The following is a 23886-nucleotide window of genomic DNA, read 5'->3' as shown; positions in this document are numbered from 1 at the left end:
TGTAGGGCGATGCAAGGTCACCCCGACGTAATCGATTACCTCAACACGTTGCTGACGGGCGAACTGGCAGCTCGTGACCAATATTTCATCCACTCGCGTATGTACGAAGACTGGGGTTTTACCGAACTCTATGAGCGTATCAACCACGAGATGGAAGAAGAGGCACAGCACGCTGACGCGCTGATGCGTCGTATCCTGATGCTCGAAGGCACGCCGCGCATGCGTCCCGATGATCTGGACGTGGGCACCAGCGTACCTGACATGCTCGCAGCCGATCTTCGCCTTGAGTACAAGGTGCGTGCTGCGCTCTGCAAGGGCATCGAGCTCTGCGAGCAGCACAGCGACTTCGTCACGCGGGAAATCCTGCGTGTGCAGTTAAACGACACCGAAGAAGATCACACCTACTGGCTGGAAAAGCAGTTGGGCCTGATCAAGTTGGTAGGGCTGGAGAATTATCTGCAATCACAGTTCTGATTTCCGGCTACTAAAAAGCCCCTGTCACCGCAAAGTGACAGGGGCTTTTTTATGGGGCATACATCAGGCCCGATCACGCTCCAACAGCGGCTTCAAGTAGTAACCGGTGTGAGACTGCGGCATTTCGGAGACTTGCTCCGGTGTACCTACCGCGATGATCTGGCCACCCTTGGAACCGCCTTCCGGCCCCAGGTCCACCAACCAGTCAGCAGTCTTGATCACATCAAGGTTGTGCTCAATCACGACCACAGTGTTGCCGTGGTCGCGCAATCGGTGAAGCACGTCCAGCAGTTGCTGGATATCTGCGAAGTGAAGGCCCGTGGTCGGCTCATCGAGGATATACAGAGTCTTGCCCGTATCGCGCTTGGAGAGCTCGCGAGAGAGCTTCACCCGCTGCGCCTCACCCCCGGACAGCGTGGTCGCCGACTGTCCCAGCTTGATATACGACAGGCCTACATCCATCAGCGTTTGCAGCTTGCGCGCCAATGCTGGAACCGCGTCGAAGAACACGCGAGCTTCCTCGATGGTCATCTCCAGGGTTTCGTGGATGTTCTTGCCCTTGTACTTGATCTCTAAGGTTTCGCGGTTATAGCGCTTGCTCTTGCATACGTCGCACGGCACATAAATATCCGGCAGGAAGTGCATCTCCACCTTAATCAGACCATCGCCTTGGCACGCCTCACAGCGCCCGCCCTTGACGTTGAACGAGAACCGGCCAGGACCATATCCACGCGAGCGTGACTCCGGAACACCGGCGAACAGCTCGCGAATCGGTGTAAACAGCCCAGTGTAGGTCGCTGGGTTAGAACGCGGCGTGCGGCCAATCGGGCTTTGGTCGATGTCGACGACCTTGTCTAAATGCTCCAGGCCTTTGATGCTGTCATGTGCCGCCGCTTCCAGGGTGGTTGCACCGTTCAGGGCGGTTGCGCTCAGTGGGAACAGGGTGTTGTTGATCAGTGTCGACTTGCCCGATCCGGAAACACCGGTCACGCAGGTCAGCAAGCCCAGAGGAATTTCAAGATCGACATTACGCAGGTTGTTCCCGCGTGCGCCTTTGAGGTGTAGCGCCATCTTCTTGTTGCGCGGCGTGCGTTTAGCCGGTACTTCAATCTTCACGCGGCCAGACAAGTACTTGCCGGTCAACGAGTCCGGGTGAGCCATGACTTCGGCCGGCGTACCCTCGGCAACAATATGCCCACCATGTACGCCGGCACCTGGGCCAATATCGACCACATAATCCGCCAGGCGAATCGCGTCTTCGTCGTGCTCGACTACGATTACCGTGTTGCCGATATCCCGCAGGTGTTTCAGCGTACCCAGCAGTCGGTCGTTATCTCGTTGGTGCAAACCAATGGACGGCTCATCAAGGATGTACAAAACGCCTACCAGCCCGGCACCAATCTGGCTGGCCAGGCGAATACGCTGCGCTTCACCGCCCGACAGAGTATCGGCACTGCGATCCAGCGAAAGATAATCCAGGCCCACGTTAACCAGGAACTGCAACCGCTCACGGATTTCCTTGAGGATTTTGTCGGCAATCTCCCCACGGCGTCCTGTCAGCTTGAGGACACCGAAGTATTCACAGGCATCGCCAATCGGCAGATTGGTCACTGCCGGCAGCGTCTTCTCACCCACCCATACATGCCGCGCCTCACGACGCAGGCGAGTGCCACGGCAATCCGGGCAAGGTTGAGTGCTGAGGAATTTCGCCAACTCTTCGCGCACGCTCGCCGATTCGGTCTCGCGGTAGCGCCGCTCCAAGTTCGGCACGATGCCTTCGAACGGGTGGGAGCGCTTGACGATGTCGCCACGGTCGTTCAGGTATTTAAAGTCGACGTTCTGCGAGCCACTGCCATTAAGGATGACCTTCTGCTGATCTGCCGGCAGTTGGTTGAATGGCACTTCAAGGCTGAATTTATAGTGAGACGCCAGTGAACCCAGCATCTGGAAGTAGTAGACATTACGCCTGTCCCAGCCGCGTATTGCCCCCTCCGCCAACGTCAGCTCGCCGTTGACCAGGCGTTTGATGTCGAAGAATTGCTTTACCCCAAGACCATCGCAGGTCGGGCAAGCGCCGGCCGGGTTGTTGAAGGAAAAAAGCTTGGGTTCCAGCTCGCTGATGGCGTGGCCACAGATCGGGCAGGCAAAGCGTGCGGAGAAGATGATCTCTTCACCCGGCTCGTCATCCATCGGCGCCACCAGGGCAATACCGTCCGCCAGTTTCAGCGCGGTTTCGAATGACTCGGCAAGACGCTGCTGCAGGTCGGCGCGCACTTTGAAACGGTCGACCACTACATCGATCGAATGCTTCTTCTGCTTGTCGAGCTTTGGCGCTTCATCCAGCTCATACAGCTTGCCGTTGATGCGTGCGCGTACAAAACCCTGGGCACGCAGCTCTTCGAAAACAGAAAGGTGCTCGCCCTTACGCTCGCGAATCACCGGGGCCAGCAGCATCAGCTTGGCGCCTTCCGGCTGGGCCAGTACCAAGTCGACCATCTGGCTGACGGTCTGGGCTTCCAGCGGAATGTCGTGGTCCGGGCAGCGGGGAATACCTACCCGCGCGTACAGAAGGCGCAGGTAGTCGTAGATTTCGGTGATGGTGCCCACGGTGGAGCGTGGGTTGTGGGATGTCGACTTCTGTTCGATGGAAATCGCCGGCGACAGACCTTCGATGGTGTCGACGTCAGGCTTTTCCATCATCGACAGGAACTGCCGGGCATAGGCCGACAGCGATTCCACATAGCGGCGCTGACCTTCGGCATACAGCGTGTCGAACGCCAGGGACGACTTGCCCGAGCCGGACAAGCCGGTGATGACAATCAGTTTGTCCCGGGGCAGGGTCAGGTCGATGTTCTTCAGGTTGTGGGTTCTAGCCCCACGAATCAGGATCTTGTCCAAGATGGCCTCGCACGGCGGGCGTAAATAATGCCGGAGTATACGGCTAAAGACTGGATGAATATACACTGTCAAAGTGCCGGGTGCAGCCTTACATGAAAGCTGCGCGGCAAAGCGCCGCATATACCCTCTCAATCGATGGGACTGGTAGAATCGCCGCCGGTTCACACGAGGTTTTTCCATGCACGATCCCCACAGCGAACGCATGAGTAGCGGCGAGACCCGAGCAGCAAGCGGTCTGGCCCTGGTGTTCGCGTTCCGTATGCTTGGCATGTTCATGGTGTTGCCGGTACTGGCGACCTATGGAATGGATCTGGCAGGCGCGACCCCCGCACTGATCGGCCTGGCGATTGGCGCCTACGGCCTGACCCAGGCGATTTTTCAGATCCCTTTTGGGATCATTTCCGACCGCATTGGCCGTCGTCCGGTGATTTACCTCGGGCTGATCGTCTTCGCCCTCGGCAGTGTGCTCGCGGCGCAGTCCGATTCCATCTGGGGTGTGATCGCCGGGCGTATCCTGCAGGGTGCTGGGGCGATTTCCGCTGCGGTGATGGCGCTCCTCTCTGACCTGACCCGCGAACAACACCGCACCAAGGCCATGGCCATGATCGGCATGACCATTGGCCTGTCGTTTGCGGTGGCCATGGTGGTCGGCCCCTTGCTGACTCGTGCTTTTGGCCTGCACGGCTTATTCCTGGCCACCGGCGGCATGGCGTTGTTCGGGATTGTGATCGTGGCCTTTATGGTGCCGCGCTCCACCGGCACGTTGCAGCACCGGGAGTCGGGTGTCGCACGCAAGGCGTTGTTGCCGACGCTCAAGCACCCAGACCTGCTGCGCCTGGATTTAGGTATCTTCGTATTACACGCAATGCTGATGTGCAGCTTCGTCGCCTTGCCCCTGGCCCTGGTGGAAAAAGCCGGGCTGCCCAAGGAGCAGCACTGGTGGGTCTACCTCACTGCTCTGCTGATTTCTTTCTTCGCCATGATTCCGTTCATCATCTACGGCGAGAAGAAACGCAAAATGAAACGAGTTCTCCTGGGCGCCGTAGCGACATTGATGCTCACTGAACTATTCTTCTGGCAGTTCGGCGACAGCCTTCGGGCGCTTGTGATCGGGACGGTGGTGTTTTTTACCGCGTTCAACCTGCTGGAGGCTTCATTGCCTTCGCTGATCAGTAAAGTTTCACCGGCGGGTGGCAAAGGCACGGCCATGGGGGTGTATTCCACCAGCCAGTTCCTTGGCTCGGCGTTGGGCGGCATCATGGGCGGCTGGATGTTCCAGCATGGCGGTTTGTCGGTTGTGTTCCTCGGATGCGCCGGGCTTGCTGCACTTTGGCTGGTCTTTGCTGTTACCATGCGCGAACCTCCCTACGTCACAAGTCTGCGTTTGCCGCTATCGCCTGAGGCGATCCGTGAAAGCGGTCTGGTAGAGCGCCTGAAGGCAGTCGTAGGGGTAACAGATGCAGTCGTGGTCGCTGAAGAGGCGGCCATTTACATCAAATTGGACACCGAATTATTGGATCGCGCGACGCTTGAGCAACTGGTCAATCCAGTGCCGACAGCGCGCCCAGCTTAGGAGAACGTTATGGCCCGTGGGGTTAACAAAGTCATATTGGTCGGTACATGCGGCCAGGATCCCGAAGTTCGCTACTTGCCTAACGGTAACGCCGTGACCAACCTGAGTCTGGCGACCAGCGAACAGTGGACCGACAAGCAAACCGGCCAGAAGGTCGAGAAAACCGAGTGGCACCGTGTGTCGATGTTTGGCAAGGTTGCAGAGATCGCCGGCGAATACCTGCGCAAAGGTTCGCAGGTCTACATCGAAGGCAAACTGCAGACCCGCGAGTGGGAAAAAGACGGCATCAAGCGTTACACCACTGAAATCGTGGTCGACATGCAAGGCACCATGCAACTGCTGGGCGGTCGTCCACAAGGCGATCAACAGGGCCAGGGCGGCATGTCCAACTCGGCACCGCGTCCACAGCAGTCGCGTCCACAGCCAAGCCAGCAGCCACAGCGTGAGTCGCGTCCGGCGCCACAACAGGCCGCTCCGCAACCGGCTCCGGATTTCGATAGCTTTGATGACGATATTCCTTTCTAGGATATCGCTCGGAGCAATCCGTAAAGCTTTCCCGAAAAGCCCCATGAGCCCTGCTCTTGGGGCTTTTTTGTTTGTAGGTTCGCATTGAGAACCGCCGACCCACACAGTCATGGATGAACATCGTGTCGAACACACTGCTGCGCTACGTATTGGCCGTCGTTTTGGCGGCCGGCTGCACCGCGTTACACGCTGAGCCAAAGGCTTCTAAAAACCTGATTGTCGGCCTCTGGGCCATGCAGGCATTGAACGAAGGTCAAACGACCGTGGCTGAGTTCAGGTCCGATGGCCAATTGTTGATGCACGCTTTCGACTGCGTGAAATCAACTCGGGAACCGACGAACGTGGTCGCTTATTCCGTGGCTGACAATGGGGAGGTAATCAACATGATATTACCGACCAAAACCATTGAGCTGAAGGTGCTGACCTTTTCTCCCGAGGCCATGCAGTTCACTTCCCGAACGGATGGCATGGAAATCAGGTACGACCTTGAAAAAGTCGACAGCATCGATTCTGTGTGCGAACGCTACCCTCAGCTCAAGGCCGAGCAGGCCCGGAGTACGCCTTACACTGACAGTGATTTCGTCGCTGCCCCAGCCATTCCCGACCATCCGGGTATGGACCGCTACGTCGGCAAATGGAGCTCCAGTAATTTTGTGATGTATGAAATTACCCGAGATGTGAACGGGGTTTTTTACCTGAGTACGCCCAGTGACAAAAACTGGCATTACCTCTACAACGACGTCCACTGGATAGGCAATGCACTGCATTTCCAACGGTATACCTACTCGGACCATGAACAGGCGTTTCGTCTCCCAAAGCACAAATTACTCACCCCTACCAGTCTTGAACCCATGCTTGACGGCCGGATGCGCGAAGACTTCATCCTCAATGGCGATCCGTACATGAGTTTTCTGAAGCGGATGAAATGACGGCATAGAAGATCTCCGGCCCTGGCATTTGTCCTCATGGGTCACACGATTTAGGCTGTAGCCCCTTCCAAAGAACAAGGAAAGCCGCGATGACCTGGTCTGCCAAGCAGTACACGATGTTCGAGCAACAACGCACCCGTCCGGTCCGTGACTTGGTTGCAGCCATTCCAAATAGTGACGTGAAAACCGCCGTTGACCTGGGGTGCGGCCCTGGCAACTCCACTGAAGTGCTGGCCGAGCGCTTCCCTCAAGCACATGTCATCGGCATGGACAGCTCCGACGATATGTTGATCGACGCCCGCAAACGCCTGCCGGAATTGAGCTTTGAACTGGCCGATATCGGCGCCTGGAGTCCCGCGCAAAAATTCGACGTGATCCTGGCCAACGCTTCGCTGCAATGGGTGCCCAACCACAGCACGCTTTACCCTCATCTGGTCAACCAACTGACGCCCGGCGGCACGCTGGCAGTGCAAACCCCGGACAACCTCGATGAGCCTGCACACCGGCTTGCGCGTGAAGTCGCGGCTGAGGGCCAGTGGTCTGCAAAGCTTGGTACGGTCAAACACAATGAGCGGTACGCGGCGAGCTACTACTACGAGTTGCTGAGCAAGCACTGCGCTGCCGTTGACGTATGGCGCACGACCTACCTGCACCCGTTGGCAGATCACGGGGCTGTGGTGGAGTGGTTCAAGGGCACGGGATTGCGTCCATTCCTTGCGCCTTTGACCGATGGTGAAAAAGCCGCCTTTCTACAGGAATATCAGGCGCGGATTGCCCAGGCGTATCCAGCCCTGGCCGATGGCACCGTGTTACTGCCGTTCCCGCGCCTCTTTATTATCGCGACCCGCTAAAACACTCAGGCAAGCAGCGTTTACGCCGCCGCTGCTTGCGCCTTCAAATACTCCTCCGCCGACACCACGCCCGCATACCCAAACGCCAACGAGGCCATGTACGCGCCATGCACCTGCGCGGCCGGAATCACCTGCCCGTTGAACTCCTGATCGCGGGTGGCGCAGGCATCATGAATGACCGTGACCTTGTAGCCCAGATCCGCTGCGGCCCGCACCACGGCATCGACGCACATATGGCTCATGCTGCCGACCACCACCAGTTCGGTGATGCTGCGTTGTTCCAGCAAGGCGCGCAGATTGGTTTCACGAAACGAGTTCACGAAATGTTTAAGCACCACAGGCTCATTGCTTTCGTTCAGTACCTTTGGATGCAACTGCGCGCCTTGTGACCCAGGCGTGAAGAACGGTGCATCTTCGGACGTGAATTCATGGCGCACATGAATCACCGCATCACCTGCCTGGCGGAACGCCTTGAGCACCTGCGCAGCCTTGTCCGCCGCAGCTTCCACACCATCAAGCGGCCACTTGCCCTGGGGGAAGTAGTCGTTCTGGATATCGATTAGGATGAGTGCTTGCTTGGCCATGGGTATTGCCTCGTGATGGGTTGATGGGCCCAGTATCTTAGCTGGCGCCGGCGCCGGGGATTGGCTGCACCGACAATAACAGGGGGAAAACTGACAATGGCTGTTGTTGAGCTGGGCGTGTTGATCTACGAAGGGGCGCAATTGGCCGCCGTGCATGGCCTGACCGACCTGTTCGGCGTGGCCAACCGGATTGCGGCCGAGCATCAGTCTGCACAACTGCCGCTGTTGCGTATCAGCCATTGGCAGGTAAGTGCCGATGGCTCGCCGAAAAGGGTATTCGACAGCCACCCAGGCCCCTACCAGCCGATGATGGCCGTACTGGTGCCCCCGTCGATCGGTGAGTTCACCGAAGAACAAGCGCCGCCTGCGCTGTTGGAGTGGCTTCGTCAGCAGCACGCGACGGGGACCGTACTCGGTGGCGTCTGTATCGGCTCGATCATGCTGGCGCGCAGTGGCTTGCTGGATGGGCGCAGCGCTACTACCCATTGGTCTTCCGCCAAGTCTTTTGCCGCACGCTACCCCTCCGTGCGCCTGGAGGCGGACAAACCTATTGTCGATGACGGCGACCTGATTACTACGGCCGGGCTGATGGCGTGGTCCGAACTGGGCCTGCGTCTGGTTGACCGTCTCATGGGGCCGAGCATCGCTGCCGACACCGCGCGGTTCTTGGTCATCGAACACAGCGACAGCGCCAGCCAGTGCGGCAGTAACTTTGCGCCGATCCTTGGTCATGGCGACGCGGCCATTCTCAAGGTTCAACATTGGTTGCAAGCCAGCGGGGCTGTAGATGTGTCCGTCGCGACCATGGCGCAAGAGGCGGGGTTGGAAGAACGTACTTTCCTGCGGCGCTTTCGCGGCGCCACTGGCTTGAAACCCACCGAATACTGCCAGCACTTGCGTGTGGGCAAGGCGCGGCAGATGTTGGAGTTCACCAACGGCACCATCGACCATATCGCCTGGACCGTGGGCTATCAGGATCCCAGCGCCTTTCGCGCCATTTTCAAGAAAATCACAGGTCTGGCGCCCAGTGATTATCGCAGCCGTTTTGGCGTGTGAATCGTGCAGAACGCCGCGCACTTGACGCCTTGTCGTGCAGAATAAAACAGGCCAAATGCCATCGGTTTTTCAGTAACTGATTGATTTCAAACCGGTCCCGCCCCTCCATGTTTTGGCCTGATCCCTGCAGCCTTCTTGATACACACATGGCCGGACGGCCAAGGGGGACGCATGACCCCGACACAACGCAAAAAATGGGTGGTCGCTTACTCCACACGAGAGGGCGCACCTCAGCATGAAGTCGACACAAACCTCGCCCTGGCCCGCTGGCTGGCGCAAATTCTGGGGCTTAAATTCGGTGGCAGCTACGATCCGCAAAAACATGCTGGCCGTGAGCTGTATTTACTGCCCACGCAAACCCTTGTGGGCCCGGCGCAGGCCCGCGCCCTTAACGTCAAAGGCCCCGAAGATCTGTGGGGCGGCTATGTCGATCACGACTTCATCTGCACCAAAGCCATCAGTCATGGCTTGCTAAGCCCTGAGGCCAAGGCGCCAGAGGGATGGTCGCCGTTGTTCTGCGAGCGGGTAAAAAAAGTCGTGTTGGAAGGCCTCAGTGTATTCGCGCTCGAAGATGCACTGCCCGCTGCCGCCCGTTTGCTCAACGACGGGCCCATTCGCCTGAAACCAGTGCACGCCTGCGCTGGACGCGGCCAGGAAGTTATCCACAGCCTCGATGCCTTCAAAGACGTGCTGGCGCGGCCTGAGGCTATGCAGTTGTTCGACGAAGGCGTGGTGTTGGAGCAGGACCTGCATGATGTGGTCACCCATAGCGTGGGCCAGAGTTTTATAGGCGATCACGTGTTCAGTTACTGCGGCGAGCAATACCTGACCGAAGACGGGGAGGGCGAAGGTGTCTATGGCGGATCCGACCTGCTGGTCGTACCCGGTTATTACGAAGACTTGCTTAAGCTCGATCTGCCCGAGGACGTACGCCTGGCCATCGAGCAAGCGCAGGTCTTCGACACGGCAGCTGATGAAGCCTACCCCGGCTTCTATGCCTCACGGCGCAACTACGACATCGCTCAAGGCTTGGATAGCCACGGCCAGCGTCGCAGTGGCGTGCTCGAACAATCCTGGCGCATGGGCGGCGCCAGCAGCGCGGAAGTCGCGGCGCTGCAGAGCTTCATCAACCACCCGGGCCTTAAAGCCATTCATGTGTCCTCGGTAGAAACCTACGTGGACCAAGCGCTACCGGCGGATGCCATTGAGGTGTACCGCGGCCCCGCGGAAAACAGCGACTTTCTTCTCAAGTACGTGACGGTTAAATCTTATGACGGCTAGAAGTGAAACCATTTCCATCGATATCGACGACGAACAAATGAGCGGCACGTTTCTGAGCCCTAAATCCAAAGTGCCGGGCGTGTTGTTTGTGCACGGCTGGGGCGGTAGCCAAGAGCGGGATCTGGAGCGGGCCAAAGGCATCGCCGGCCTTGGGTGTGTGTGCCTGACCTTCGACCTGCGCGGTCATGCTGGCAACGGTATTCCATTGAACCGCGTCACCCGCGAAGACAACCTGCGCGACCTGCTTGCGGCGTACGACCGGCTGCTCGCCCATCCTGCCATCGACACCTCGGCGGTGGCGGTCGTGGGCACCAGTTATGGCGGCTACCTGGCTGCAATCCTCACTTCGCTGCGCCCGGTACGCTGGCTGGCGCTGCGTGTGCCGGCGTTGTACCGCGATCAGGAATGGCTCAAGCCCAAGCGCGATCTGGATAAGGTCGATTTGATGGATTACCGCAGCACCCTGGTGCATGCCGAGACCAACCGCGCCTTACATGCTTGTGCGGCGTTTACCGGTGATGTGCTGATTGTCGAATCGGAAACCGATGACCATGTGCCCCACGCCACCATCATGAGTTACCGCGCCGCGTGCCAGCAGACCCATTCCCTGACTCACCGCATCATCGATGGCGCTGACCACTCCCTCAGCGATCCGGTGTCCCAACAGGCCTACACCTCGATCCTGGTGGACTGGATCACCGAGATGGTGGTCGGCGAGCGGTTGAGCATCATCCAATCCCAGTAGTGCGTTCAGGCGGGTGTTTTCTTCACCCGCAACGCCTTGGCCTTGGCTTCCACGGCCAAGTACATCACCAGTGCAATCAGCAGCGGGCAGATGAAGTAGATCGCCCGATACGCAATCAACCCCGCCAGCAAACTGCCCCGCGACGCCTCATGCTGTAACAGCCCGATAAACACCGCTTCCAGCACCCCAAGCCCGGCTGGGATATGGGTGACTACGCCGGCAATCGCGCTGATCAACAACACACCCAGTACCAGCGGATAGTCCAACTTGGCGGGCAGCAGGGTAAAAATCACTGCCGCCATCAGCGACCAGTTCAACGCGCCCAACGCCAGTTGCAAGCAGGCCATGCGCAGCGATGGGAGGTTGATCTCGATGCCTCGGATCGACCACGCGCGTTTTTTCGAAAATTGGCAGGCCGCCAGGTAGCCTAGGCTGGCCAACACCAGCAATACACCCACCCCTTGCAGCGCGCCGCTGCTCAGCTTCCAGCCCGGCGGCATGGTCACCAGCCCGCTGCTGAAAACCGCGCCGGCCAGCGCCATATAGCCAAACCAATTGGTGGCCAGGCTCAGGCCCAGAATCTTGGCGATATTGCCGGTGCTCACGCCCAACCGCGAATACAGCCGATAGCGCATGGCTATGCCGCCGACCCACGCGCTGAGGTTGAGGTTGAACGCGTAGCTGATGATCCCCACCGGCAGAATCTGCTTCCAGCGCAATGGCTGGCGGATGTAGGTGCGGCCGATCAGGTCGAAGCAGGCGTAGACGATAAAGCTGCACAGGGTCAACGCGCCTGCTATCAGCAAGGTACGCAGTTTGAAATCACCCAGCGTCTGGACCACCTCGCTCCAGTCGATCCTGCGGGCGAGCAGGGTGAACAGCACGATCAGCAGCAGGAAGAAGGCGATGGTCAGGGGCTTCTTCCAACGCTTGAAACGCTCAGCTTTCATGGCGCTGTTCCTCATGCACGAAGGGTTTCAAGCGCGGTTTGTGCGCAGGCAGCCAACCGGTCAGCGCGGGGAAATGGCGCATCACATGGAACACCAGGAAGCCGACGGTCAATCGCCACAACCACAGGCGTGGCTTGCGGTTTTCCGGCATTGTCTGGCAGTGATTTTTACTGAGCACTTCGAGGCGCTCGTACAGTTGCTGATTAAACGCGCGGTCGCGAATCAACACGTTGGCTTCCAGGTTCAGTGCCAGGCTCAATGGGTCCAAGTTGCTCGAACCTACAGTGCTCCACTCGTCATCCACCAATGCGACTTTGCCGTGCAGCGGTCGCTGGCAGTATTCGTGAATCACTACACCGTCTTTGAGCAGGTAGTCGTAGAGCATGCGTGCTGCCAGTTTGGCCAGCAGCACGTCGGGTTGGCCCTGCATGATCAACTGCACATGCACGCCGCGGCGCGCGGCGTTGCGGATTTCCCGCAGCAGGCGGTAGCCGGGGAAGAAATACGCATTGGCGATCACCGCTCGGTGTTGGGCCTTGCTCAGGGCGTGGATATACGCTTCTTCGATATCGTCGCGGTGTTGCAGGTTGTCACGGTAAATCAACCGTACCAGACCGTCGCCATGCTCGCTCGACCACGCTGAAGGCCGCTGCTGGCGCCGTCGCCACCCGCGCCGCGTGCGCACCTGGCGGCCACTTTGCGCCAAGGCAAAGTGATGCAAGTCTGCCACCGCCGGGCCAATTACCTGCACCGCGTAATCCTGTTTGGCCTCGGGGCCGAAATCCCCCAAGTGATCAGCAGAGAAGTTGATCCCGCCGATAAACCCCACGGTGGCGTCCACCACCACAATCTTGCGGTGCAGGCGGCGGAACCAGTTTGTGCGAATCCCCAGCGTCTTGGACGCCGGATCGAACATCTGCACCGTCACGCCGGCCTCGGCCAGCTCACCGAGAAACCCCGCGCTCAGCTCGCCACAGCCAAAGCCATCCAGGCTGACCACGACCTTGACCCCACGCTGCGCCGCCTCGATCAGGATACGTTGCAGCTCATGGCCAACCTTGTCTTCGAAAAGGATAAAGGTCTCCAGCAGGATCTCGCGCCGGGCTTGGCGCAGCGCCTCGAATACTTTGGGAAAGTACGCTTCGCCGTTCTCCAGCAACTCGACCTGATTACCGCTCTGCCAGCCGTAATCCAGGTCGCGTGCCTTGGTTTCGTCCGGCGGCTGGTCGGTAGAGATGTGCTCGACCGCAACGTTCATAGCTCAATCTCCACCGACAGCGGCACATGGTCTGAAAGATGGGACCACGGCCGTGTGGTCAGCACCTGTGGGTTGTGAACCTTCACGTTGCGCACATAAATGCGGTCCAGCGGCAGCAACGGCAGGCGTGCCGGGAAGGTGCGCGCCGGTTTGCCAAGGGTGTGCACGAACACCTCGGTGAGGCCGCTTTGGCTCAAATCGGCCCGCTGGCGCCAGTCGTTGAAATCGCCGGCGACCACCAACGGCGCACCGGCGGGAATCTCGCGGATGCGCTGCTCCAGCAAACGCAATTGCTGCTGGCGATGCACCTCGCGCAAGCCCAGGTGGATACAGATTGCGTGCACTTCCTGCCCGCTGCCCGGCAAGCGCAACACGCAATGCAGCAGGCCACGGTTTTCATGGCCGCTTTGGGAGATGTCGAGGTTGTCGTAGCTCACGATCTGGAATTTCGACAGCAGCGCATTGCCGTGGTCGCCATGGGGATAAACCGCGTTACGCCCGTAAGCGAACTGCGGCCAGATACTGTCGGCCAGAAACTCGTACTGCGGCATGTTCGGCCAGTCGCTGTAGCGCTGCGGATGGCGCTCGTGGGTGCCATGGATTTCCTGCAGGAACACCATGTCTGCGCCCACGCTGCGCACCGCTTCTCGCAGCTCGGGCAGGATGAAGCGTCGGTTCAGGGCGGTGAAGCCCTTGTGGATATTGACCGTCAGCACTGTAAAGCGCGTGATGGCGACGCTGGGGGTAACGGGCACCCAGTCGGGGATCGCAGTCATGTGTATTCCTGTGAAGAGTGGGGCTTGGCTTCATGTAATGGCTGACTGCTGGCGGCTGGAGAAAGTTTCGAGCGTCCTACGGACGGTTCTGAAGGACGCATGGAGTTACAAATGCTGTTGAATTGCCATCACTGACGTGATCCAATCCCGCGCTATTTACCCCATTCAACGATTGTGCAGGGCCTGTTCATGGATGATGCAGTTGGCGCGTATTCGGCGTTGGCAGTGGGTCGGCGGCTCTTTTCATGAAGGCCGGAACCCATCAAGTGAATACCTCCTTTACCCGAAAAATCAGCCTGCTTGCTGGCGCCGTGGCGCTCAGCGGCTGCGCGACGCTTAACGACGCCGGCAAAAACTACGGCACGGCCATCGGTTGCGCCGGTGGTGCATTGCTCGGTGCAGGCCTGACGTATGCGATCACGGGCGATGCCAAAAAGGCGATCGTCGGCGGTGGTGTGGGCGCGGCGGCCGGTTGTGTGGCGGGTAACTTGTGGCAGAACCGTTTGCAGGAACTGGAGCGGATCGCCAAGGAAGAGAACCTGAATATCCAGGTGCAAACCCTGCAAAGCCAGGAGGTCGCCAGCGGAAACGCCCGCGCGCCGGCACCGACTGAAGCGGGCATCGTTGCCCAAGTGCAGGATGAAGGCATGTTCGCCACCGGCAGCGCGCAGTTGAGCGCCAATGGTCAGCGCCAGGTCCGCAAATTGGCCGCCGCGTTTGCGCCCAAGCAGGGCCAGAACAGCCAAGCGGCTATTCTGGTCGTCGGCCACACCGACGCTACCGGCAGCGCCGCCACCAACCAGCGGTTGTCCGAGCAACGTGCCCGCGCCGTGGCGTCGATCCTGGCCGAGCAAGGCATCGCCCCGCAGCGTATGTTTTTCCAGGGGGCGGGGGCTTCGCGGCCAATCGCCGACAACAGCGATGTGCAGCAACGCGGCAAGAACCGTCGGGTTGAGATCGTTGAAGTGACCGACCGCAACATGCTGGTCAAACGGGTCAACGCCGAACAGAACAACTCCAAATACCTGGCGCACGGCACCTCGACCGAGCCTGCGCGCACCGTCGCCCGCGCGCCGAAAAACAAGCCTGCTGCCACCACCAAACCGGCTGCCGAGAGCAAGCCCGCCGATGCCGGTACCGCCCTGGTCGACTTTGGCGGCCAGCCGGCCAGCGACACGCGTTGGACCCTGGCCCAAGGCATCGCGCCGAAAAAGGCCGGGTTCGCTCTGGTCAGCAGCGCGCAAGCCAACGATCTGCCCAACAGCAGTTGCGAAGCCGACCGCCCGCGAGAAACCGGCAAGGTGTTCAACCTCGCCAGCGGCAAGGCGCTCGACACCCAAGTCACCACCGAGTACCTGCCGGGCTACAACAACCGCGTGTGGGCGAATGTGGTCAATGGCCACCTGGTGACGCTGTCGCCGGTTTCGATCCTGCGTGACGGCGCCAGCGTCGACCGCCAACCCTTCATCGAAGTGGTCCAGGGCTACAAGGACGGCAACCGCAAGTCGATCAAAAGCAAAGCCGTGGCCAACACCTACGAAGGTGAGGACCTGGTGCTCTATCGCGTTTTCATCCAAGACCCCAAGGCACCGGTGTCGTGTATCGACGTGGTGTTCAGCAAGAAAAACTCCGAAGCCACGGACGGTGCGTTGTTCTACCCGCGCAGCCGTGAAGCTTTCACTACCCGTTTCGTGCCGATTCGCGCGTAAGACTCAAGGACATACACCATGGAAGACTTCAGCTTTAATGCGCTGACGGCCCTGCTCTGGGCAAACAAGCTAATCACCGGCCTGGTGATTTCCACGCTGCTGGCGGCGATCCTGATTCAAGCGTATTGGGAAAAAGTGGGTTATTTCGTCATGCGTGTTTGGCACGGCGTGCCCGTGATCGGCAAGGTAGCGCGCCTGTCCAAGCAGAGCCTGATGCTCGACGCTTATGGCTGGCCGAAATCCGAGAGCGAGCTGTGCGACGCGTACTACTCGCGCTATGAAAAAATCGGCGCGGAAGACGTCGATTTCTTTAATAAAAGCGAATCCTACCTGCGCACCATCGGCGAGCGTGGCCGCCGGGAGCGACCGTTCTGGGTGTTTGCCCTGATTTTTATGCTGATCATGTTCGAGGCCGTGGGTTTCGCCTACGTACTGGTGCCATTCATCAACCAGAACCTGTCGGCCAATGACCAAAGCTGGATGGGCTGGTTGTTCGCCTTCCTGCTGGCGGTCGCCTCGGCGATCCTGGCCGAAGTCACCGGCCGTGCTGCGCACAAGAACGCGCTGATCAGCAAGGCTCGCCACTGGTGGGAAAACGACAGCGACAGCGACCGCCCGAATCAGCTCAAGGAGTTGCCGGGCATCGGGATCAAAGACACCGAAAGCGATAAAGACGGCAAGGACTACAACCGCATCCTGGCGCGCATCAACACCAACCACACCGTGACACCAAGCCGTGGCTGGATGATCACCACCGGTATCTGGATCGCGATTATCGCGATTGCGGCGTTCGGTATCCGCACCATGCAGCTCAAAAGCATCGAGACCGAAATGGTCGGCAGCCCGCATGCCTTTGCCCAGCAGAATTACGACTCGGCCAGCCCGTTCGAACTGCCGGCCGATTCGGCGGCGATCAACGATCAGGCAGACAAGCAAACCCTGACCGACAAGATGGACGCGATCCGCAAAGCCTCGCTGATCACCTTCATCGTGCTGTCGGTGATCTACATCGCGATTCAGATCACCAGTATCTGGCTGGCGTCGATCTTCGGTTTTGCCGGGGTTGAGTCCAAGACTGCCTGGGAGCACACCCACAAGTTCTCCAGCGGCGAAGCCCTGGAAAACTGGATGCAGAGCCAGCGCGTGGAAATTGCCTCCCATGCCGATCACAAATTGAGCAAATTGCAGCTCAAGCTCGCCGGGCGCACCACTACCAATGCCCAGCAGCAGGCGGCGTTGACCACTGCACACAATCGCAGTTTCGAGACCTTCGTGGCGCGCAAACAGGCGTTGCCAGGGAATCCGCAACCGGCGGCCAAACCCGTCAATGTTCCGGTTGCACCTGCCGCACCGGCGGTAGCAGAAGTCGCTGCACCAGCACCAGCACCAGCACCAGCCCCGGTGCAGGCGCCAGTGGCGGTGGCTGCCTCGGAAGGTCTCGACGCCCTGCGCGGCAAAGACCTGACGGTCTACACCGAAGAGCAATTGGCAACGATCAGCCGTGCCAAAGGCCACGCCTTGGAAGATGTGCTGGCGCTGCGTGCCGAACAGCAGTTGGTTAAAGACTTTGACGCAACAGGTGCCTGAATGATGATCCCGCGCTTTTTCTGTGCCCTGTTGCTGGCGCCCTTGATGGCGGTGGCCGGTGAGCGCAACGACATTCCGGATTGCTATCCGTACGCCAAGGTCGCTGAGTTTCGGCCCGTGTCTGCGGGGCGCGAGTTGACGGTGATCATTGATCAAACGATCCCGATGCCTGAGGTCATTCAGAAGGCCACTTGGGCCCAGGTGCAGCGCTTTGTTCAGCCGGGCGATAAGGTCCGACTGTACAGCTTCTCGGCGTTTCTGCCGGGGCAGTTCATGCAATTGCGCTTTGCCGGTGAACTCAACCAGGGCATCGACGAGAAAGTCCGTGAGCGCGTGGGCATGCAATCGCTGCGCACCTTTGATACGTGCCTGGCCGAGCAACGCAGCTTCTTCAACAAGACCTTTGGCAAGGTGTTTGTGACCACGCTGCGTGAAGCGTCCGAAGATATTGCGCGCAGTGAGATCTTCCAGTCGTTGCGTGATATCGGCAAAGACCTGGGCCAGCAACCGGCTCAGGAACGGGTGGTGTTGTTGATTTCCGACATGCTGGAAAACAGCGACTTCGGCAGCTTCTACGCCAACAACCGGATTCGTGATCTGCAACCCGACGCCGAGCTGAAGCGGGTGGCCGACAAAGGCCTGTTCGCCGACCTGCAGGGCGCACGTGTCTATGTGGCCGGTGCGGCGTTGGTGACTAAGGACGTCAAGGAGGCTTATCGCTCCGGCAAGACCATCCAAGCGTTGGAAGGCTTCTGGAAAGGCTATTTCGCCGGCTCTAACGCGCAGTTGGTAGCGTTTGGCGCGCCAAGCCTGAATGTCGACCTGAAGTGAACCATCCCTGCTGAAACCCGTCAGTTCCTTACAGACCCTTCTGAAGGAACTCGGTGTTTTGCTGAATCTCAAGACTGCATTACTGCTCGGTGCGCTGCTGTTTTGCGGCAGTGGCGCACTGCACGCCGCGGCGGTTGCGCCCGAACCCGAGACGCCGGCCAAGCCAGAGTTGCTGGTGGAAGGCGGACTGCTCGGTGCCATCAGTTCCAGCATCGACGACGTGCAGGACAAGCTCGATCTCAATCAGAGCCTGATCGACGCCTGGCGCCTGCGTGCGGACAGGGCGGCGGATGAAGTAGGGCGGTTGGTCGACCAAACGTCAGAACGTTCGCCGTGGAGTGTGGCCGGGAATTTTCTGCTGCTGTCAGGTGTGTGGGTCGGCGCATTTACCGTGCTGACGTTGTTGGGGCGTTTTATTGTGCAGCGCTTGGGCCGACGGTCATTCGTCGCACAGCGCAAACGCCTGCATGCGGTGCTCGGGTATGTGGTGCCCTACACGATCCCGGCGCTGATCTGCCTGCCGCTGACCCTTTATGTCAGTCACTTCCTGCCCACTTCGGTGGGGCGCGCGTTGGCACTGTGTTTTGCCTATGCCACCAGCAGCGGGATCTTTTCCACCTCGATGCTGTTGTGCGTGATTGTCATGTTCAATTTCGGCCACAAGCGGCCGGCGGTGCAGATTATTCGCGATTACTGCCCCAAGCCGCTGTTCCTGATTGGCTTCCTCGCCGCCCTCAGCGATGCCTTGACCAGCCCGCAAATCGCCCGCCAGCTTGGCGGCAATATCACCAGCAGTATTGCGGTATTTACCGGCCTGTTCGCGGCGGTGATTTTCGGCGTGCTGGTGGTGCGCTTGCGTCGGCCGGTCGCCCATCTGATCCGCAATCGGCCACTGGCCCAGCGCCTTAAACATCCGGCGTTGCAGCAGTCTTTGCGGGTGTTTTCCGGCCTTTGGTACTGGCCGATTCTATTGATGGTGCTGGTCTCGGCAATCAACCTCATCGGTGCCGGTGACGATAACCAGAAAGCCCTGCGTTGCGCGCTGTTCACCACGATTCTGCTGATTGGCACCGTGTTCTTGAGCACCGTGTTGCAACACCTGTTCAAGTCCCGCAGCCAGGTAGCGATCCAGCGCAGTAGCGCCTATAAAGATCGCTTCTTGAGCCTGTTGCACGCGATCCTGCGCATTGTCATGGCGATCGCCTTTATCGAAATCCTTGGGCGGATCTGGGGCGTGTCCCTGTTCGAGTTTGCCCAGCGCAACTCGGTAGGTCGGGCGATCAGCGACTCTTTGAGCAGCATCGGCCTGATCCTGCTGATGACATGGTTGTTCTGGGTGGTGCTCGACACGGCGATCCAGGAAGCGCTGAAACCGCCGGTAAACAAGCGCTCCAGTCGCCAGCCGAGCACGCGGGTGAAAACCATACTGCCGCTGTTGCGTAATGCGGTGAAGATCATCCTGGTGGTCATCTGCGCGATCACCACCATGGCCAACCTTGGCATCAATGTCGCGCCGCTACTGGCGGGTGCTGGTGTGGTCGGCCTGGCCATTGGTTTTGGTTCTCAGCAACTGGTGCAGGATGTGATCACCGGGCTGTTCATCATCATTGAAGACACGCTGTCCATCGGCGACTGGGTGGTGCTTGACTCCGGCCACGCCGGCACCGTCGAGGGCCTGACTATCCGCACCCTGCGTCTGCGTGACGGCAAGGGCTTTGTGCATTCGGTGCCGTTCGGGCAGATCAAGGCGGTCACCAACCAGTCGCGGCAATTTGCCTATGCGTTCTTCTCGGTGCAGTTCACCTACGACACCGATGTGGACAAGGCCGTGGAGTTGATTCGTGAAGCCGGTCAGTCGATCCGCGACGATGTCTTCCTCAAGTACAACCTGCAAGGGCCGCTGGAAGTGTTTGGTGTCGACAAGATGGACCTCAATGGTGTGGTGCTCACAGCGCAGTTCCGCACGGTATCGGGTGGGCAATATGCTGTCAGTCGCGCGTTTAACCAGCGTCTGAAAAAGCTTGTGGATAACTGCCCCGAGGTGCACTTCGCGCAGACTTATCCACAGCAGGTCATGGTGCCCCAGCGTGCGGCGTTGGAGCATGAGCCCGCAGAGCCAGGCGTCAAGACACTTAATCCGTGACGGTTGCGCTACAAACCCGCAAAATGCAACGATTCTGGCAAATGCCAGCGGCAAGGCCCACGGGCCTGCCGACCATAGCCAACGTTCCAAACAGACCGGGCCTGCTCAATCTATGCGAATGCGCCTTATGTTATTGGGCGGCGGGAATGCCCTCGGGCAGGCGCTGATTCGCCTCGGTGCAGAGGAAGACATCGGTTTCCTCGCACCCAAACCGCCCCAAGACGGCTGGGATGCCGCGAGCCTTACCCAATTGCTCGACGACACCCGTCCCGATGCCTTGATCAATCTCGCCTACTACTTCGACTGGTTCCAGGCCGAAGCCGTCAGCGAAACCCGTTTGGCTTCGCAGGAGTTCGCTATCGAGCGCCTGGCCGAACTGTGCCAACACCACAACATCACCTTGCTGCAACCGTCCAGCTACCGCGTATTCGATGGCTCCCGTGCCACCGCCTACAGCGAAAAGGACGAGCCGGTGCCCCTGGGCCTGCGTGGCCAGGCGTTGTGGCGTATCGAACAGAGTGTGCGCGCCACGTGCCCGCAGCATGTGTTGCTGCGCTTTGGCTGGCTGCTGGATGACAGTGTGGATGGCACCCTCGGGCGCTTCCTGGCCCGGGCCGAGAAACCGGATGAATTGCTGATGGCGGATGACCGCCGCGGCAACCCGACGCCGGTGGATGATGCGGCGCGGGTGATCATTTCGGTGCTCAAGCAACTCGATTGCGCGGCGCCGCTGTGGGGCACTTACCATTACGCCGGCCAGGAGGCGACTACGCCGCTTGCGCTGGGTCAGGCGATCCTCACCGAAGCGCGCACTTTCCATCCGTTGGCCATTGAATCGCCCACCGCCCAAGCCCACGCGGCCCGGCCGGATGCGACGGACGAGCCGCAGCACGCGGTGTTAGCCTGCAAGAAAATCCTGCATACCTTTGGCATCAAGCCGCGGGCCTGGCGGGCGGGGCTTCCGGCGCTATTGGATCGGTTTTACCGCCACAGCTGAACCCAACGCACAACCAAATGTGGGAGGGGGCTTGCTCCCGATAGCGGTGTACCAGTCACTGGTTTGTTGACTGATCCACCGTCATCGGGAGCAAGCCCCCTCCCACAGTTGTTTATGCAGTTTTGCTTAGAACTTGTAGCCGATACCCACCATGTAAACCATTGGGTCCACGTCCACATTGACCTTGGCGCGGGTGCCCGGCGCCACGGCGTTGTTTTCCACGGTAGCCTTGGTGCTGATGTCGATGTAACGCGCCTGGGCGTTGATCATCCACTTGTCGTTGATCATGTAGTCCGCGCCGATCTGCGCAGCCCAACCCCATGAGTTCTCGGCTTTGAAGTTGCTGAAGCCTGCGCCCTGGGCACGGCTGCCGACGTGTTCGTCGTAGATCCAAGTGTAGTTGATACCGGCGCCTACGTACGGTTGGAACGGGGATTTGTTGTCCAGCGGGTAGTACACGACGCTCAGGGTTGGCGGCAGGTGTTTCAGCGTACCCAGCTTGCCGTTGGCGCCGCCGAGGGCGGTGCCCTTGATCTTCACGTCATGCTCGAACGGCGTGGCGGCCAGCAGTTCGATACCCACGTGGTTGGTCAGCATGTAGGCGAAGTTGAGGCCCAGTTGGGTGTCGCTGCTCATGGTCGCCTTGCCGCCCAGGTTGGTACCGGCCAGCGGGCCCTGGTCAACCTTGACGGTGCTGCTGTCGGCCTTCGGGTTCACGGTGATAGCACCGGCGCGAACCAGAATGTCGCCCGCTTCGTGAGCATGGGCAATGGGGGCGACGAGGGCGAGCGCGAAGAGGGACGCGCCGAGCAGAGACTTGTTCATGGGAGCTCCAAAGGACGTTTAAAAGTTGTACGTCCAATGGTAAAGATCGTTCCGTTCGGTCTGTTGACTCAGCTCAATGAAAGGACGATCAGCGTTATTCCTGCAGTTCATACATGTAAATCTTCTCGGCATCCATCTGGTAACCGGCGTCCGCCAGTTCGCTGGTAGACGGCTTGACCTGCATCGCGCCTTCGATCCAATACGGCTGGTAGAGCTCATCGAGCTTCACGCCGACTTCACTTTTCACATGCACGATCTGGTTTGACGGCGGCGGCGGTACGTGGATGCACGCGCCGAAATACGGCACCAGCAGGAACTCGGTGGTACGGCCTTCTTCGCTGACTTCCAGCGGCACGATATAACCCGGCAGGCGGATGTGCTGGCCATTGAGGCTCTGCACCACCGGCGCGTTGGGCAGGTCCTGCTTGGCCGCCGGCGCGGCTTCGACGGACAATGCATCGGCCATGTTCGACAGGTCGTGCAGCGGTTTCATATTGGGGACTTCTGGCGGCGCGTCCGGTGGGATCATCTCCTGCCAGGACAAATCCTTGGGCTGCTCATCGGCCCAGGCGGGTACCGCCACCAGCAACAACAGTGCAAACAGGGCACGACGCATCGAGTCCTTCCTCATAAACGTATGGACAGGCCATCGGCCAAGGATTGTCGGTAGGCGCGCCAGGCCGGCACGCTGCCCATCAACAGCGCAGCAGCCAGGATACCGGCGAGCAAGGTCCATTCATATTCGCTCGGCCAGGACATCGGCAGGTCCAGCCCGTAATTGGCCTGCAAATACCCACGCGACGCGGCAATGCATACATACAGCAAGCCCACGCCTGCGATCACGCCGGACAGGGCCAGGGCGAAGGCTTCGAAGATCAGCAACGTTGCGATATGCCACGGCCGTGCACCCACCGAACGCAGGATCGCCATTTCGCGGCGGCGTTCGTTGAGGCTGGTAAGGATGGCGGTGAGCATGCCGATCAAGCCGGTCAGCACCACAAACAGCGAGATCACGAACAGCGCTTTTTCGGCGGTGCCCATCATGCTCCACAGCTCTTGCAGCGCCACGCCGGGCAGGATCGCCAGCATCGGCTCGCCACGGAATTCATTGATCTCGCGCTGCAGGGCGAAGGTGGAAATCTTGTTGTTCAGGCCGAGCATGAAGGCGGTAATGGCCTGCGGGGTCAGGTCCATATTGCGCGCCTGATCGGCGCTGATGCGGCCTTTGCCCTGGGCCGGCACACCGTTGTGCCAGTCGATATGGATAGCTTCCATGCCGCCCAGGCTGATGTGCAACGTGCGATCCACCGGCGTGCCGGTGCGCTTGAGGATACCGACCACGGTGAACGGCTTGTCATCGTGCTTGACCAGGCTGACCACCGCCACGCCGTGGGCCAGTACCAGCTTGTCGCCGAGCTTGTAGTGCAGGGCATCAGCGACCTCGGCACCGAGCACCACTTCGAACGGGTCGGTGGCAAAGGCACGGCCGCTGGCCAGTTCGAGGTTTTGCTTGCGGCCGTACTGGTAATGCTCGAAGTACGACTCGTTGGTACCCATCACCCGGTAGCCGCGATGGGAGTCGCCGAGGGAAATCGGGATCGCCCATTTCACCTGGGGGCTGGCGGCGAAGTGCTCGTAGCTGTCCCAGCGGATGTTGTTGGTGGCGTTGCCTATGCGAAATACCGAATACAGCAGCAGGTTGACCGAACCGGAGCGGGCGCCGACGATCAGGTCGGTGCCGCTGATGGTACTGGCGAAACTGTTGCGCGCCTCAACGCGAACCCGTTCCACTGCGAGCAACAAGCAGACTGAAAGCGCGATGGCAAACGCGGTGAGGATCGCGGTAAAGCGACGGTTAGCCAGGCTGGCCATGGCTAGACGAAACAAATACATC

The 23886-nt window shown here is 59.6% G+C and carries 21 protein-coding genes; 13 read left to right on the top strand and 8 right to left on the bottom strand.

All coding sequences use genetic code 11. From position 1 onward, the window contains the following. Positions 1–9: 9 nt before the first annotated feature. Positions 10–474, top strand: coding sequence for a bacterioferritin (gene bfr, locus ACEN2T_RS18965; protein WP_032884537.1), 465 nt, complete (start codon positions 10–12; stop codon positions 472–474). Positions 475–537: 63 nt separating this feature from the next. On the opposite strand, the gene uvrA is transcribed toward bfr, so the two are convergent. Next, positions 538–3372 (bottom strand): excinuclease ABC subunit UvrA, encoded by a 2835-nt coding sequence (gene uvrA, locus ACEN2T_RS18960; RefSeq protein ID WP_032884538.1) that lies wholly within the window; start codon positions 3370–3372, stop codon positions 538–540. Between the two features lie 178 nt (positions 3373–3550). On the opposite strand from uvrA, the gene ACEN2T_RS18955 reads away from it, so the two are divergent. The 4 genes from ACEN2T_RS18955 to tam all read left to right on the top strand — a co-directional run bounded on the left by ACEN2T_RS18955 (position 3551) and on the right by tam (position 7250). Beyond that, a complete protein-coding gene (locus ACEN2T_RS18955; RefSeq protein ID WP_095186176.1) occupies positions 3551–4945 on the top strand; it encodes an MFS transporter in 1395 nt (464 codons plus the stop codon). A 9-nt stretch (positions 4946–4954) separates the two neighbouring features. Beyond that, positions 4955–5470 (top strand): single-stranded DNA-binding protein, encoded by a 516-nt coding sequence (locus ACEN2T_RS18950; protein ID WP_003232445.1) that lies wholly within the window; start codon positions 4955–4957, stop codon positions 5468–5470. Positions 5471–5592: 122 nt separating this feature from the next. After that, entirely contained in the window at positions 5593–6399 is an 807-nt protein-coding gene (locus ACEN2T_RS18945) for a hypothetical protein (protein WP_179179819.1), read from the top strand. Between the two features lie 89 nt (positions 6400–6488). Further along, positions 6489–7250: a trans-aconitate 2-methyltransferase gene (tam, locus tag ACEN2T_RS18940; RefSeq protein ID WP_442117312.1), complete on the top strand. Its 762-nt coding sequence runs from the start codon at positions 6489–6491 to the stop codon at positions 7248–7250. A 20-nt stretch (positions 7251–7270) separates the two neighbouring features. On the opposite strand, the gene ACEN2T_RS18935 is transcribed toward tam, so the two are convergent. Then, complete coding sequence (locus ACEN2T_RS18935) at positions 7271–7834, bottom strand: cysteine hydrolase family protein (RefSeq protein ID WP_032884542.1); 564 nt, start codon at positions 7832–7834, stop codon at positions 7271–7273. A gap of 96 nt (positions 7835–7930) precedes the next feature. On the opposite strand from ACEN2T_RS18935, the gene ACEN2T_RS18930 reads away from it, so the two are divergent. The 3 genes from ACEN2T_RS18930 to ACEN2T_RS18920 all read left to right on the top strand — a co-directional run bounded on the left by ACEN2T_RS18930 (position 7931) and on the right by ACEN2T_RS18920 (position 10916). Next, positions 7931–8890, top strand: coding sequence for a GlxA family transcriptional regulator (locus ACEN2T_RS18930; RefSeq protein WP_442117311.1), 960 nt, complete (start codon positions 7931–7933; stop codon positions 8888–8890). A 171-nt stretch (positions 8891–9061) separates the two neighbouring features. Beyond that, positions 9062–10171: a DUF3182 family protein gene (locus ACEN2T_RS18925; RefSeq protein ID WP_442117310.1), complete on the top strand. Its 1110-nt coding sequence runs from the start codon at positions 9062–9064 to the stop codon at positions 10169–10171. After that, entirely contained in the window at positions 10161–10916 is a 756-nt protein-coding gene (locus ACEN2T_RS18920; protein ID WP_032884545.1) for an alpha/beta hydrolase family protein, read from the top strand. Before ACEN2T_RS18925 ends, ACEN2T_RS18920 begins: the two co-directional genes overlap by 11 nt. Positions 10917–10921: 5 nt before the next feature. Here ACEN2T_RS18920 and ACEN2T_RS18915 read toward each other — a convergent pair whose 3' ends face one another. Genes ACEN2T_RS18915 through ACEN2T_RS18905 form a run of 3 tightly spaced genes read right to left on the bottom strand, consistent with a single transcriptional unit; the run spans position 10922 to position 13900 of the window. Further along, entirely contained in the window at positions 10922–11866 is a 945-nt protein-coding gene (locus ACEN2T_RS18915) for a lysylphosphatidylglycerol synthase domain-containing protein (protein WP_442117309.1), read from the bottom strand. Further along, entirely contained in the window at positions 11856–13124 is a 1269-nt protein-coding gene (clsB, locus tag ACEN2T_RS18910) for a cardiolipin synthase ClsB (protein WP_032884547.1), read from the bottom strand. The genes ACEN2T_RS18915 and clsB overlap by 11 nt, the downstream gene beginning before the upstream one ends. Next, the gene (locus ACEN2T_RS18905) at positions 13121–13900 is read right to left on the bottom strand and encodes an endonuclease/exonuclease/phosphatase family protein (RefSeq protein ID WP_339483886.1); all 780 of its coding nucleotides are present in this window, start codon (positions 13898–13900) and stop codon (positions 13121–13123) included. Before ACEN2T_RS18905 ends, clsB begins: the two co-directional genes overlap by 4 nt. Before the next feature lie 266 nt (positions 13901–14166). On the opposite strand from ACEN2T_RS18905, the gene ACEN2T_RS18900 reads away from it, so the two are divergent. From ACEN2T_RS18900 to ACEN2T_RS18880, 5 genes are all read left to right on the top strand, one after another. Next, entirely contained in the window at positions 14167–15609 is a 1443-nt protein-coding gene (locus ACEN2T_RS18900) for an OmpA family protein (protein WP_032884764.1), read from the top strand. An 18-nt stretch (positions 15610–15627) separates the two neighbouring features. After that, positions 15628–17196, top strand: coding sequence for a hypothetical protein (locus ACEN2T_RS18895; RefSeq protein ID WP_442117308.1), 1569 nt, complete (start codon positions 15628–15630; stop codon positions 17194–17196). Further along, on the top strand, positions 17197–18027 hold the full coding sequence (locus ACEN2T_RS18890) for a hypothetical protein (protein WP_442117307.1): 831 nt from the start codon (positions 17197–17199) through the stop codon (positions 18025–18027). Positions 18028–18085: 58 nt separating this feature from the next. Further along, complete coding sequence (locus ACEN2T_RS18885; RefSeq protein WP_122756015.1) at positions 18086–20170, top strand: mechanosensitive ion channel family protein; 2085 nt, start codon at positions 18086–18088, stop codon at positions 20168–20170. Between the two features lie 112 nt (positions 20171–20282). Further along, entirely contained in the window at positions 20283–21167 is an 885-nt protein-coding gene (locus ACEN2T_RS18880) for a sugar nucleotide-binding protein (RefSeq protein WP_032884551.1), read from the top strand. A gap of 126 nt (positions 21168–21293) precedes the next feature. Here ACEN2T_RS18880 and ACEN2T_RS18875 read toward each other — a convergent pair whose 3' ends face one another. The 3 genes from ACEN2T_RS18875 to ACEN2T_RS18865 form a co-directional block, all read right to left on the bottom strand. Then, complete coding sequence (locus ACEN2T_RS18875; protein ID WP_095186186.1) at positions 21294–21992, bottom strand: OmpW/AlkL family protein; 699 nt, start codon at positions 21990–21992, stop codon at positions 21294–21296. Positions 21993–22086: 94 nt separating this feature from the next. Further along, complete coding sequence (locus ACEN2T_RS18870) at positions 22087–22608, bottom strand: DUF3299 domain-containing protein (RefSeq protein ID WP_032884553.1); 522 nt, start codon at positions 22606–22608, stop codon at positions 22087–22089. Positions 22609–22619: 11 nt separating this feature from the next. After that, complete coding sequence (locus ACEN2T_RS18865) at positions 22620–23885, bottom strand: ABC transporter permease (RefSeq protein WP_027605183.1); 1266 nt, start codon at positions 23883–23885, stop codon at positions 22620–22622. Position 23886: the final 1 nt, after the last annotated feature.

Source organism: Pseudomonas sp. W22_MBD1_FP4, assembly GCF_052113765.1.
GTDB lineage: Bacteria > Pseudomonadota > Gammaproteobacteria > Pseudomonadales > Pseudomonadaceae > Aquipseudomonas > Aquipseudomonas sivasensis.
Note: the sequence above shows the minus strand (reverse complement) of the source record. Positions and strands in the feature narration are given on the sequence as shown.

What these genes read in the sequence shown, in the direction of transcription:
- bfr (WP_032884537.1), top strand. Translation starts at nt 10, where the DNA reads ATGCAAGGTCACCCCGACGTAATCGATTACCTCAACACGTTGCTGACG.
- ACEN2T_RS18955 (WP_095186176.1), top strand. Translation starts at nt 3,551, where the DNA reads ATGCACGATCCCCACAGCGAACGCATGAGTAGCGGCGAGACCCGAGCA.
- ACEN2T_RS18950 (WP_003232445.1), top strand. Translation starts at nt 4,955, where the DNA reads ATGGCCCGTGGGGTTAACAAAGTCATATTGGTCGGTACATGCGGCCAG.
- tam (WP_442117312.1), top strand. Translation starts at nt 6,489, where the DNA reads ATGACCTGGTCTGCCAAGCAGTACACGATGTTCGAGCAACAACGCACC.
- ACEN2T_RS18935 (WP_032884542.1), bottom strand. Translation starts at nt 7,834, where the DNA reads ATGGCCAAGCAAGCACTCATCCTAATCGATATCCAGAACGACTACTTC.
- ACEN2T_RS18930 (WP_442117311.1), top strand. Translation starts at nt 7,931, where the DNA reads ATGGCTGTTGTTGAGCTGGGCGTGTTGATCTACGAAGGGGCGCAATTG.
- ACEN2T_RS18925 (WP_442117310.1), top strand. Translation starts at nt 9,062, where the DNA reads ATGACCCCGACACAACGCAAAAAATGGGTGGTCGCTTACTCCACACGA.
- ACEN2T_RS18920 (WP_032884545.1), top strand. Translation starts at nt 10,161, where the DNA reads ATGACGGCTAGAAGTGAAACCATTTCCATCGATATCGACGACGAACAA.
- ACEN2T_RS18915 (WP_442117309.1), bottom strand. Translation starts at nt 11,866, where the DNA reads ATGAAAGCTGAGCGTTTCAAGCGTTGGAAGAAGCCCCTGACCATCGCC.
- clsB (WP_032884547.1), bottom strand. Translation starts at nt 13,124, where the DNA reads ATGAACGTTGCGGTCGAGCACATCTCTACCGACCAGCCGCCGGACGAA.
- ACEN2T_RS18905 (WP_339483886.1), bottom strand. Translation starts at nt 13,900, where the DNA reads ATGACTGCGATCCCCGACTGGGTGCCCGTTACCCCCAGCGTCGCCATC.
- ACEN2T_RS18895 (WP_442117308.1), top strand. Translation starts at nt 15,628, where the DNA reads ATGGAAGACTTCAGCTTTAATGCGCTGACGGCCCTGCTCTGGGCAAAC.
- ACEN2T_RS18890 (WP_442117307.1), top strand. Translation starts at nt 17,197, where the DNA reads ATGATGATCCCGCGCTTTTTCTGTGCCCTGTTGCTGGCGCCCTTGATG.
- ACEN2T_RS18880 (WP_032884551.1), top strand. Translation starts at nt 20,283, where the DNA reads ATGCGAATGCGCCTTATGTTATTGGGCGGCGGGAATGCCCTCGGGCAG.
- ACEN2T_RS18875 (WP_095186186.1), bottom strand. Translation starts at nt 21,992, where the DNA reads ATGAACAAGTCTCTGCTCGGCGCGTCCCTCTTCGCGCTCGCCCTCGTC.
- ACEN2T_RS18870 (WP_032884553.1), bottom strand. Translation starts at nt 22,608, where the DNA reads ATGCGTCGTGCCCTGTTTGCACTGTTGTTGCTGGTGGCGGTACCCGCC.
- ACEN2T_RS18865 (WP_027605183.1), bottom strand. Translation starts at nt 23,885, where the DNA reads ATGTATTTGTTTCGTCTAGCCATGGCCAGCCTGGCTAACCGTCGCTTT.